Source organism: Acidovorax sp., from assembly GCF_046339755.1.
Classification (GTDB): domain Bacteria; phylum Pseudomonadota; class Gammaproteobacteria; order Burkholderiales; family Burkholderiaceae_C; genus Acidovorax.
This window is the reverse complement of the sequence record NZ_JBKDTZ010000353.1, coordinates 1-11,780: the sequence shown is the minus strand read 5'-3', so window position 1 is coordinate 11,780 and position 11,780 is coordinate 1. Positions and strand designations below refer to the sequence as shown.

The 11,780-nt window shown below is 65.5% G+C and carries 10 protein-coding genes and 1 pseudogene; 1 reads left to right on the top strand and 10 read right to left on the bottom strand.

Translation table 11 applies throughout. The features are described from left to right. From ACK59X_RS30920 to grpE, 10 genes are all read right to left on the bottom strand, one after another. On the bottom strand, window positions 1-1,267 hold a 1,267-nt coding region (locus ACK59X_RS30920), incomplete at its 3' end, for a FimV family protein (RefSeq protein ID WP_409962696.1). A gap of 306 nt (window positions 1,268-1,573) precedes the next feature. After that, the gene (asd, locus tag ACK59X_RS30915; RefSeq protein ID WP_409962694.1) at window positions 1,574-2,707 is read right to left on the bottom strand and encodes an aspartate-semialdehyde dehydrogenase; all 1,134 of its coding nucleotides are present in this window, start codon (window positions 2,705-2,707) and stop codon (window positions 1,574-1,576) included. Between the two features lie 313 nt (window positions 2,708-3,020). Next, on the bottom strand, window positions 3,021-4,091 hold the full coding sequence (leuB, locus tag ACK59X_RS30910) for a 3-isopropylmalate dehydrogenase (protein WP_409962692.1): 1,071 nt from the start codon (window positions 4,089-4,091) through the stop codon (window positions 3,021-3,023). 84 nt (window positions 4,092-4,175) lie between these two features. Further along, entirely contained in the window at window positions 4,176-4,826 is a 651-nt protein-coding gene (leuD, locus tag ACK59X_RS30905; protein WP_409962690.1) for a 3-isopropylmalate dehydratase small subunit, read from the bottom strand. 12 nt (window positions 4,827-4,838) lie between these two features. Then, window positions 4,839-4,967, bottom strand: coding sequence for an entericidin A/B family lipoprotein (locus tag ACK59X_RS30900; protein ID WP_007850089.1), 129 nt, complete (start codon window positions 4,965-4,967; stop codon window positions 4,839-4,841). 65 nt (window positions 4,968-5,032) lie between these two features. Then, on the bottom strand, window positions 5,033-6,454 hold the full coding sequence (leuC, locus tag ACK59X_RS30895) for a 3-isopropylmalate dehydratase large subunit (protein WP_409962688.1): 1,422 nt from the start codon (window positions 6,452-6,454) through the stop codon (window positions 5,033-5,035). A 31-nt stretch (window positions 6,455-6,485) separates the two neighbouring features. Beyond that, window positions 6,486-7,445, bottom strand: a complete 960-nt coding sequence (locus ACK59X_RS30890; protein ID WP_409962686.1) for a LysR family transcriptional regulator — start codon at window positions 7,443-7,445, stop codon at window positions 6,486-6,488. Between the two features lie 189 nt (window positions 7,446-7,634). After that, window positions 7,635-8,780: a molecular chaperone DnaJ gene (dnaJ, locus tag ACK59X_RS30885; RefSeq protein WP_409962684.1), complete on the bottom strand. Its 1,146-nt coding sequence runs from the start codon at window positions 8,778-8,780 to the stop codon at window positions 7,635-7,637. A gap of 90 nt (window positions 8,781-8,870) precedes the next feature. Further along, window positions 8,871-10,886 carry a molecular chaperone DnaK gene (gene dnaK / locus ACK59X_RS30880; RefSeq protein WP_409962698.1) on the bottom strand — a complete coding sequence of 672 codons (2,016 nt, stop codon included), beginning with the start codon at window positions 10,884-10,886 and terminating at the stop codon, window positions 8,871-8,873. 25 nt (window positions 10,887-10,911) lie between these two features. Further along, the gene (gene grpE / locus ACK59X_RS30875) at window positions 10,912-11,463 is read right to left on the bottom strand and encodes a nucleotide exchange factor GrpE (protein ID WP_409962683.1); all 552 of its coding nucleotides are present in this window, start codon (window positions 11,461-11,463) and stop codon (window positions 10,912-10,914) included. A gap of 235 nt (window positions 11,464-11,698) precedes the next feature. Between grpE and ACK59X_RS30870 the strand changes: the two are divergent. After that, a pseudogene (locus ACK59X_RS30870) lies at window positions 11,699-11,764 on the top strand (30S ribosomal protein S6); the annotation flags it as partial. Window positions 11,765-11,780 lie beyond the last annotated feature (16 nt).

The following is an 11,780-nucleotide window of genomic DNA, read 5'->3' as shown; positions in this document are numbered from 1 at the left end:
CCTCGGCCGATGCGCCGCTGGTGGGTTCGTAAGCTACCGCGGCGGGTGGGGCTTCAGGGGCGGCCGGCGTGGCGGGCACGCCGGGCACGGCCACCTGGGCCGGGGTGCTGGCGGCGGGGGCTGCTGCGGCGGCTGGCGCTGCGGGCGTTGCAGGCGTCGAAGGAGCCGCAGCCGATGCGGCACCCAGCTTGTTCAGGTCGCTGATGTTCTTGGACAGCTCGGCCATGCGGGCCGATGCATCGCTGGCCTGCTTGTCCTTGGCCAACTGGTCTTCGGCCGCCTTCTGGCCCTTGACCGAACCCTTGGACAGCGTGAGCTTGTCGGGTGCGGTAGTGGCAGGCTTGCTGTCTTCCACGCGGGTCTGCACCGTGCCCTTGGCCGAACGCTCGGCCGATGCCACGGTGGTGGAGGGGGCGGATTCGGCCAGCTTGCGGCGGAAAGCGCCGAAGTCACGGCTTTGCGCGGCCAGGATCTGGCGCGCTTCGGGTGCAGGCGTGGACTGGGCCGTCGCCTGGTCGGGCATCTGCAGCACGGCACCGGCGCGGATGCGGTTGATGTTGCCGCCGATGAAGGCATCGGGGTTGGCGCGCTGCATGGCCACCAGCATCTGGTCGAGCGAGACGCCGCTTGGGCGGTTGGCATTGGCGATGCGGCCTGCCGTGTCGCCGGCCTGCACGGTCACGCTGCCTTCGGTGGTGGGGGCTGGACGGGGGGCGGCGGGCGTGCGTGCAGCAGCCGCAGGTGCCGGAGCCGAGGCGGACGATGGGCGGCCTGCCACTGCGGGCGGTACATCACTGCGTGCGGCAGGCGCAGGTGGTGTGATCTGGGGGGCTGCCGTGACCGCGGGCGCTGGGCGGCGCATTGCTGGGGGGTCGAACAGCATGGTGTAGCTGCGCACCAGGCGGCCGGAACCCCAGGAGGCATCGAGCACCAGATCGACGAAGGGGTCGTTCACCGGGCGGTCGCTGGACAGGCGCAGCACGGCCGTGCCATCGGCGCGGCGTTGCAATTGCACCTGCAGGCTGTTCATGGTGGGCGAGTACTCCATGCCCTGTGCGCGGAATACCTCCGGGGTGGCCGTGACGGCCTTCAGGGTTTCCGCTTCCGCAGGGGTGATCTGCGGCAGGTCGATCTCTGCACGCAGGGGTTCGCCCAGGGCGGATTGCACGGTGATGCGGCCCAGCGCGAGCGCGGACGCATCGGTGGCGTAGAGCCCGGCAGTTGCCACGGCCGCAGCCGCCAGCACAGAAAATTTCCAACGATGCATGTTTGCCATCAACTGATTGGGTTGTGCGGCTCGGTCGAGCGGTGCTGTTTTTCTCATGGTCTGGTCCCGCCCCGGCGCGTGAAAATATGTAAAAAGCACCATAGCATCAATGTTTTGCACTGACAAGCTGAGGTGGCGCGGAAGCTTTGCCCCTGGTGTTCATGCACCAAATTGGGGCAATCAGATGTTGCCAATTGCCAACGTCACGTAACCGGGTGTGTCAAGAGTTTGGGCGCAAAAAAGCGCGCGCAACAGGCATTGCGCGCGCTGGGGGCCTGGGCTCCTGCGAGCCCGGGCAAGCGGATTTTAAGCGGCCAGCAGGATGCGCAGCATGCGGCGCAGCGGTTCGGCCGCGCCCCACAGCAGTTGGTCGCCGATGGTGAAGGCGCCCACGTACTCGGGGCCCATGGCCAGCTTGCGCACGCGGCCCACGGGGATGGTCATGGTGCCGGTGACGGCCACGGGGGTCAGGTCCTTGATGGTGGCTTCACGCGTGTTGGGCACCACCTTCACCCACTCGTTGTCGGCGGCGATCATGGCTTCCAGGTCGGCCACGGGCACATCCTTCTTGAGCTTGAAGGTCAGCGCCTGGCTGTGGCAGCGCATGGCGCCCACGCGCACGCAGAAGCCGTCCACCGGGATGGCGGCGGAACCGAAGCCCTCGCCCTGGCCCAGGATCTTGTTGGTCTCGGCACCTGCCTTCCATTCCTCGCGGCTGACGCCGGCGCCGAGGTCCTTGTCGATCCACGGAATCAGCGAGCCGCCCAGCGGCACGCCGAAGTTGGCCGTTTCGGCGCCGGAGAGGGCGCGCTGCTTGGCGATGACCTTGCGGTCGATCTCCAGGATGGCGCTCTTGGGGTCGTCCAGCAGGGACTTCACTTCGGCATTCAGCGTGCCGTACTGCGTGAGCAGCTCGCGCATGTGCTGGGCGCCGCCGCCGCTGGCCGCCTGGTAGGTCTGGGTGCTCATCCACTCGACGAGGCCGGCCTTGTACAACGCGCCCACGCCCATCAGCATGCAGCTCACGGTGCAGTTGCCGCCGACCCAGTTCTTGCCGCCCTTGGCCAGCGCGTCCTGGATGACGGGCAGGTTCACGGGGTCCAGGATGATCACGGCGTCCTGCTGCATGCGCAGCGTGGAGGCAGCGTCGATCCAGTGGCCGTTCCAGCCCGCGGCGCGCAGCTTGGGAAACACTTCGGTGGTGTAGTCGCCGCCCTGGGCAGTGATGATGATGTCGCATCGCTTCAGGGCGTCGATGTTGAACGCGTCCTGCAGCGTGGTTTCATTCTTGGCCACTGCAGGGGCCTTGCCGCCCGCGTTGGAGGTGGAGAAGAACAATGGCTCGATCAGGTCGAAATCCTTCTCTTCGGCCATGCGATCCATCAACACCGAGCCGACCATGCCGCGCCAGCCGACCAAACCTACCAACTTGTTGCTCATTTCAACGCCCCTTTTACAGATTAACAAACAGTGCCAGACCGGACTGCTCGCCTGGCTCGTCAGGCCAGGAAGGGCGCACGACGAACCAGGCTGATCAGCCCTTAATGGTCGTGGTTTTGGTGATGGTTGCGCGCGCAGCCACACCGGCCGTGGCGGCGGGTGCAATGTTCAGGGCGAACGTGTGGGCGGCAAACATAGAGCACTGAGTATATCGCAAGCTCTGCGCGGCGCTCAAGGGCCCGTTGAGGTTGCGCTGCAACCAAAAAGGGCGGTCCGAAGACCGCCCCTGAGCGATGCCGATGGCGGCACGCGGCTACTTCAGTGCTTGCACGACCGCATCACCCATTTGCGCCGTGCCGACCTTGGTCGTGCCTTCGCTCCAGATGTCGGGGGTGCGCAGGCCCTGGGCCAGCACCTTCTGCACGGCAGCCTCGATGCGCTGGGCGGCGGCTTCCTGGTTGAGCGAGAAGCGCAGCATCATCGCGGCCGACAGGATGGTGGCCAGCGGATTGGCCACGCCCTTGCCGGCGATGTCGGGGGCACTGCCGTGGCTGGGCTCGTAAAGGCCCTGGTTGCTGCTGTTGAGCGAGGCCGAGGGCAGCATGCCGATGGAGCCGGTGAGCATGGAGGCCTCGTCCGACAGGATGTCGCCGAACATGTTGCCGGTGACCACCACGTCGAACTTCTTCGGTGCGCGCACCAGCTGCATGGCGGCGTTGTCCACGTACATGTGGTCCAGCTCCACGTCGGGGTATTCCTTGCCGACTTCGGTCACGATGTCCTTCCAGAACTGGAAGGTCTCGAGCACGTTGGCCTTGTCCACGCTGGTCACGCGCTTGCTGCGCTTGCGTGCGGCCTGGAAGGCCACGTGCGCGATGCGCTCCACCTCGGGGCGGCTGTAGCGCATGGTGTCGAAGGCTTCCTCGGCGCCGGGAAAGTGGCCGTCGGTGGCCACGCGGCGGCCGCGCGGCTGGCCGAAGTAGATGTCGCCCGTGAGCTCGCGGATGATGAGGATGTCCAGGCCCGAAATCAGCTCGGGCTTGAGGCTCGATGCGCCCACCAACTGCTCATAGCAGATCGCGGGGCGGAAGTTGGCGAACAGGCCCAGGTTCTTGCGCAGGCCCAGGATGGCCTGCTCGGGGCGCAGGGGGCGGTCGAGCTTGTCGTACTTCCAGTCGCCCACGGCACCGAACAGCACGGCATCGGCGTCCTTGGCCAGCTTGAGCGTGGCCTCGGGCAGGGGGTGGCCGTGCGCCTCATAGGCGGCGCCGCCCACCAGGGCCGACTCCATCTCGAACTTCAGGTCCAGCACTTCGAGGACCTTGACGGCCTCTGCGACGATTTCGGTGCCGATGCCGTCTCCCGGCAGAACTGCGATTTTCATGAAGAACTTCTTCTTAAAGTGAATGGCCGCGCCCCGGCGCCATTGCCGGGTGGACGGCCACTGGTCGATGAACTGGTGGTGTGGTCAGGAGACCATGCTGTGTGCCAGCCAGGGCTTGGTGGCCAGGCGCTGGGCTTCGAAGGCGCGGATCTTGTCGGACTGGCGCAGGGTCAGGCCGATGTCGTCGAAGCCGTTGAGCAGGCAGTACTTGCGGAAGGCCTGCACCTCGAACGGAATCTCTTGGCCCTGCGGTCGCACGATGACCTGGCGTTCCAGGTCGATGGTGAGCTGGTAGCCGGGGAAGGCCGCCACTTCGTCGAACAGCTGGGCCACGGTGGCCTCGGGCAGCACGATGGGCAAAAGGCCGTTCTTGAAGCAGTTGTTGAAGAAGATGTCGGCAAAGCTCGGCGCGATCACGGCGCGAAAGCCGAACTGGTCCAGCGCCCAGGGCGCGTGCTCGCGGCTCGAGCCGCAGCCGAAGTTCTTGCGCGCGATGAGCACGCTGGCGCCCTTGTAGCGCGGCTGGTTCAGCACGAAGTCGGGGTTGGGCTTGCGCGCGGACTCGGGGATGCCGGGCTCGCCATGGTCCAGGTAGCGCCATTCGTCGAACAGGTTCACGCCGAAACCGGTCTTCTTGATAGACTTGAGGAACTGCTTGGGGATGATGGCGTCGGTGTCGACGGTCTCGCGGTCCATCGGGGCCACGAGGCCCTTGTGCACGGTGAATTGCTGCATGGTGGGGATGCCTTACTTGTTGGCGGCGCGCTCGAGGGCGCCGCCGGCCCGCTGGACGTCCTGCCCCACGCCCTTGACGGTGTTGCAGCCGGCCAGCAGGAAGGCCAGCGAAAGGGCGATGAAAGTGGCGGTCTTCTTCATGACAGAACTCCTTGGGGACAGTGGATGGGCCAACGGGTGTTGGATGGGATGGATGGGGGTGAAGTTCAGGTGAACTGGCGGATGTCCACGAAGTGGCCGTGCACGGCAGCGGCTGCGGCCATGGCGGGGCTCACCAGGTGGGTGCGGCCGCCGGCGCCCTGGCGCCCTTCGAAGTTGCGGTTGCTGGTGCTGGCGCAGCGCTCGCCGGGCTCCAGGCGGTCGGCGTTCATGGCCAGGCACATGGAGCAGCCGGGTTCACGCCATTCGAAGCCTGCAGCCTTGAAGATCTCGTGCAGGCCTTCGCGCTCGGCCTGTTCCTTGACCAGGCCCGAGCCGGGCACCACCATGGCCAGCTTCACGTTGCTGGCCACCTTGCGGCCCAGGTTCTTGACCACGGCAGCGGCTTCGCGCATGTCCTCGATGCGGCTGTTGGTGCACGAGCCGATGAACACCTTGTCGATGGTGATGTCGCTGATCGGCTTGCCCGGTGTGAGGCCCATGTAGGTCAGTGCGCGCTCGATGGCGCCGCGCTTGTTGGCGTCCTTTTCCTTGTCCGGGTCGGGCACGCGAGCGTCGATGCCCAGCACCATCTCGGGCGAGGTGCCCCAGGTGACCTGGGGCTGGATCTGGGCGGCGTCAAGCTTGACCACGGTGTTGAAGTGCGCATCGGCATCGGAGTGCAGCGTCTTCCAGTAGGCGACGGCCTGGTCCCATTCCACGCCCGTGGGCGACAGGGGGCGGCCGCGCACGTACTCGATGGTCTTGTCGTCCACGGCCACCAGGCCGGCGCGTGCGCCGCCTTCGATGGCCATGTTGCACACGGTCATGCGGCCTTCCATGGACAGGCTGCGGATCGCCGAGCCCGCGAATTCGATGGTGTAGCCCGTGCCTCCGGCCGTGCCGATCTTGCCGATGATGGCCAGCACGATGTCCTTGGCAGTGATGCCCTTGGCGAGCTGGCCGTCCACCTGCACCAGCATGTTCTTGGCCTTCTTGGCCAGGAGGGTCTGGGTGGCCATCACGTGCTCGACTTCCGAAGTGCCGATGCCGTGCGCCAGCGCGCCGAAGGCGCCGTGCGTGCTGGTGTGGCTGTCGCCGCACACCACGGTCATGCCGGGCAGGGTGGCGCCATTCTCGGGGCCGATCACGTGCACGATGCCCTGGCGCTTGTGCATGAACGGGAAGAACGCCGCCGCATGTATCTGCGCCATGTTGTCGTTCAGCGTGGTGATCTGTTCCTTGCTGATCGGGTCGGTGATGCCGTCATAGCCTGCCTCCCAGCCCGTGGTCGGCGTGTTGTGGTCGGCCGTGGCGACGATGGAGCTGGTGCGCCACACCTTGCGGCCGGCCTCGCGCAGGCCTTCGAAGGCCTGGGGGCTGGTGACCTCGTGCACCAGATGCCGGTCGATGTAGAGGATGGAGGTGCCGTCCTCTTCGGTATGGACGACGTGCTCGTCCCAGATCTTGTCGTACAGGGTGCGTCCCATGGTGCGTCTCTTTCAGGTGGGTGGGGTGATTTTAGGGGTGCGTGCCTGCAGTCACGGAAGCTGCTGGCGGATGGGATGCCAGGTGTTCCGCCAGCAGCCTGGCGGTGACCGGAAGGGCGTCGAAATCGCGGGCCACCACTAGCAGTTCGCGGTGGGCCCAGGCCTCGGTGAGGGGGATGGCGCGCAGGTGGCCCACGCCGCGCATCAGTTCGAAGGCGCGGTCGGGCAGCAGGCCCACGCCCAAACCGTTGTCGATCATGCGGCACATGGCATCCAGGCCCGTGACCTGGATGCGCTGGCGCAGCGGGCGCCCGGCCGCCGCAGCCGCCGCGCGCATGGCCAGGCTGATGCTGCTGTTGGCGTGCAGGCCCACGATGTCCCAGTCCAGCACTTCCTCGAAGCCGATGGCGGTGTGCTGGGCCAGGGCGTGCGCCTCGGGCACCACCAGCACCAGGTGGTCGGCGCGGTAGGGGCGGCTTTGCAGTTCGGTGCCGCCATTGCCGGTGGCCATGCCGACATTGCAGATGCCCAGGTCGGCGGCGCCCTCCTGCACGGCACTCAGCACATCGCTGCTCAGGTGCTCCTGCAGGTCGATCTTGATCTGGCTGTGCTCGCGCGCAAAGGCGCCCAGGTCCTCCGGCAGGAACTGGAAGATGGCCGAGATGTTGGCGTGCATGCGCACATGGCCGCGCACGCCATCGGCGTATTCGCTGAGCTCGCCCTGCATGCGCTCCAGGCCGAAGAGCACGGTGCGCGCATGGTGCAGCAGGCTCTCGCCTGCAGGGGTCAGCGTCACGCCGCGGCTGTGGCGGTAGAGCAGGGCCGTGTCCACGGCGGTCTCCAGGTCCGACAGGCGCTTGCTCACGGCCGAGGCCGCGATGAATTCGCGCTCCGCCGCGCGGCCGATGCTGCCGAGCTCGCACACCGCCACGAACAGCTGCAGCGAGGTCAGGTCAATGCGGCGCGCAAAACTGCGCTCGGAGCTTTTCATCGGTACGATTTCTTTTCTTGCTTCTCGTTTGGAGAAGGCGCTTGCGTATTTTCCTTTAAATGACAGCATTGTGTCATCGCGAAACACGATGTCGTCCATCGCGTGAGCGCTCTTCTCCGCGTACGCAGGCCCATGAAAAAGCCGCACGGGCCGAGTGGCGCCGTGCGGCTTCCTTGGGGGGAGGGGTGATCAGCTGAAGAAATTCTTCAGCCGGTCCGTCCAGCTCTCGCCGCTGGGGGAATGGCGGGCGCCGCCCTTCTTGAGCGAGTCTTCCAGTTCGCGCAGCAGCTTGCGCTGGTGCTCGGTCAGCTTCACGGGCGTCTCGACCGCGATGTGGCAGTACAGGTCGCCCGGGTAGCTGGCGCGCACGCCCTTGATGCCCTTGCCGCGCAGGCGGAACTGCTTGCCCGCCTGCGTGCCTTCGGGAATGTCGATGGCCGCCTTGCCGGCCAGCGTGGGCACCTCGATCTCGCCGCCGAGGGCAGCGGTGATGAAGCTCACCGGCACCTGGCAGTGCAGGTCGTCGCCATCGCGCTCGAAGATGTCGTGCTTCTTCAGGCGGATCTCGATGTACAGGTCGCCCGGCGGGCCGCCGTTGGTGCCCGGTTCGCCGTTGCCGGTGCTGCGGATGCGCATGCCGTCGTCGATGCCCGAGGGAATTTTCACTTCCAGCGTTTTTTGCTTCTTGAGCTTGCCCTGGCCGTGGCAGGTGGTGCAGGGCTCGGGGATGATCTTGCCCGTGCCGCGGCAGTGCGGGCAGGTCTGCTGCACGCTGAAGAAGCCCTGGCGCATCTGCACCGTGCCACTGCCCGAGCAGGTGGCACAGGTCTTGGCGCTGGTGCCGGGCTTGGCGCCGCTGCCGTGGCAGGTGTCGCAGCTCTCCCACGAGGGGATGCGGATCTGCGCATCCTTGCCGCGCGCGGCTTCCTCCAGGGTGATCTCCATGGCGTAGCTCAGGTCGCTGCCGCGGTAGACCTGGCGGCCACCGGCACCACGCCCACGCCCGCCCTGCTGGCCGAACATGTCGCCGAAGATGTCGCCGAACGCCTCGGCGAAGCCGCCAAAGCCTTCTGCACCCGCACCGCCGGGTCCGCGCATGTTCGGGTCCACCCCGGCGTGGCCGTACTGGTCGTAGGCCGCGCGCTTTTGCGGGTCGGAGAGCATCTCGTAGGCCTCCTTGGCCTCCTTGAATTTCTCTTCGGCAGGCTTGGCTGCATCACCCTGGTTGCGGTCGGGGTGGTGCTTCATCGCCAGCTTGCGATAAGCCTTCTTGATTTCTTCGTCCGAGGCGTTCTTGGGAACGCCCAGAACCTCGTAAAAGTCTCGTTTGGACATGGTCTTTCTGGGCCCGGTTGGAACAGGAACGCCGCGCAAGCTCCCTGTGGCAGGAGACTCGCGCGGCGGCTCGGGTCAAACGGGGCGTGCTCAGCCCTTCTTGACTTCCTTCACCTCGGCATCGACCACGTTGTCGTCGTCGGGCTTGCTGCCGCCAGCGGATGCCTGCTGGGCGCCGGCTGCGCCTTCCGCGCCGGCACCGGCGGCTGCCTGTGCGGCTTGCGCGTCGGCGTACATCTTCTCGCCCAGCTTCTGGCTGGCGGCCATCAGGGCCGTCGTCTTTTCCTCGATGGCGGCCTTGTCCTCGCCCTTGAGCACGTCTTCCAGGGCCTTCACGGCCGCGGTGATCGCGTCCTTCTCACCGGCGTCGAGCTTGTCGCCATGCTCGGTCATGCTCTTGTTCACGCTGTGCACGGCGGCTTCGCCCTGGTTGCGCGCCTGGATCAGCTCCAGCTTCTTCTTGTCGTCCGCGGCGTTGAGCTCGGCGTCCTTCACCATCTTCTGGATTTCTTCTTCCGACAGGCCGGAGCTGGCCTTGATGGTGATCTTGTTTTCCTTGCCCGTGCCCTTGTCCTTGGCGCCCACATGCAGGATGCCGTTGGCGTCGATGTCGAACGACACCTCGATCTGCGGCGTGCCGCGCGATGCGGGTGGAATGCCTTCGAGGTTGAATTCGCCCAGGAGCTTGTTGCCCGAAGCCATTTCGCGCTCGCCCTGGAACACCTTGATCGTCACGGCCGGCTGGTTGTCGTCGGCGGTCGAGAAGGTCTGTGCGAACTTCGTCGGGATCGTGGTGTTCTTGGTGATCATCTTGGTCATGACGCCGCCCAGGGTCTCGATGCCCAGGGACAGGGGGGTCACGTCCAGCAACAGCACGTCCTTGCGGTCACCCGAGAGCACCTGGCCCTGGATGGCAGCGCCCACGGCGACGGCTTCGTCGGGGTTCACGTCCTTGCGGGGGTCCTTGCAGAAGAACTCCTTGACCTTCTCCTGCACCTTGGGCATGCGCGTCATGCCGCCCACCAGGATCACGTCGTGGATGTCGGACACGGACACGCCGGCGTCCTTGATGGCCGTGCGGCAAGGAGCGATGGTGCGCTCGATCAGCTCGTCCACCAGCGACTCCAGCTTGGCGCGGGTCAGCTTGATGTTCAGGTGCTTGGGGCCCGAAGCGTCGGCCGTGATGGAGGGCAGGATGATGTCGGTCGCAGCCGAGTTGGACAGCTCGATCTTGGACTTCTCGGCCGCTTCCTTCAGGCGCTGCAGGGCCAGCACGTCCTTGGACAGGTCGACGCCTTGCTCTTTCTTGAACTCGGTGATGATGTAGTCGATGATGCGCTGGTCGAAGTCTTCGCCGCCCAGGAAGGTGTCGCCGTTGGTCGACAGCACTTCGAACTGCTTTTCGCCGTCCACGTCGGCGATCTCGATGATCGACACGTCGAACGTGCCGCCACCCAGGTCATACACGGCGATCTTGCGGTCGCCCTTTTCCTGCTTGTCCAGGCCGAAGGCCAGGGCGGCAGCGGTGGGTTCGTTAATGATGCGCTTGACGTCCAGGCCGGCAATGCGGCCGGCGTCCTTGGTGGCCTGGCGCTGGGCGTCGTTGAAGTACGCTGGCACCGTGATCACGGCTTCCGTCACGGGCTCGCCAAGATAGTCTTCAGCCGTCTTCTTCATCTTGCGCAGGATGTCGGCGGACACCTGCTGGGCCGACAGCTTGTTGCCACGCACTTCGATCCAGGCATCGCCATTGTCGGCGGCCACGATCTTGTAGGGCATCAGGTCGATGTCCTTTTGCACTTCCTTCTCGGTGAACTTGCGGCCGATCAGGCGCTTCACGGCATACAGCGTGTTCTTGGGGTTGGTGACGGCCTGGCGCTTGGCCGAAGCGCCGACGAGGATCTCGCCGTCTTCCTGGTAGGCGACGATGGAAGGCGTGGTGCGGGCGCCTTCGCTGTTCTCGATCACGCGGGTCGAGTTGCCCTCCATGATGGAAACGCAGCTGTTCGTGGTGCCCAGGTCAATACCGATGATTTTTCCCATTTTCTTCTCCGCGATGTTTGATTGATTTGGATGATTTGTAACTTGTGGATAACCTGGATGGATTCAAGACGTTGTCCACCAAATTTATTTATTTCGGGGCGGTGACGGTCACCAGGGCCGGGCGCAGCACGCGGTCGGCGCTCTTGTAGCCCTTTTGCAGCACGGCGACCACGGTGTTGGGTTCCTGGTCGGCCGGCGCCACGCTGATGGCCTGGTGCTGGTGGGGGTCGAACTTCTCGCCGGCGGGCGGGTTGATGGCCAGCACCTTGTTGCGCTCCAGGGCCGAGGTCAGCTGGCGCAGGGTGGCATCGGCGCCCTCGCGCAGCTGCTGGGGCGTGGCTTCCTTGATGCCCAGGGCGGCATCCAGGCTGTCGGCCACGGGCAGCAGGCTCTCGGCAAAGCTCTCGATGCCGAACTTGCGGGCCTTGGCCACTTCATCGTCGGCGCGGCGGCGGGCGTTCTCGGCCTCGGCCTTGGCTCGCAGGAACTGGTCGGCCAGATCGGCGCTCTTGGCCTTGAGATCGGCCAGCTCGCCTTGCAGGCGCGACAGCTCGTCAGAGGCATTGGCGGCCATGGCGGCTTCAATTTCGTCGGGGGAGGGGGCGTCTTGGGAAGGGTTTTGCTGGCTGTTGTCGGACATGTCGGTCTTCGTAAATAAACAGTACGCGCACAAGGTTGGGCGTGTATGTGGTATTTCAAGCGCTGCGTGCCGCGTGGCGCGCATTTGCCGTGGCCAGGCCCTTCCATGGGGTCCTGCGGCAGGCTTGTAACAGGGTGGAGTGTACAAGCTCAATGTTGCGGGCTATAATCTACGGCTTTGCCCTTGCCACACCGCTTCTGGACGCAGCGGGTGGTCTCATCCAAAAGGAGTCTGCATGCGTCATTACGAAATCATTTTGTTGATCCACCCGGATCAAAGCGAACAAGTTCCAGCCATGCTGTAGCGCTACAAGGGCA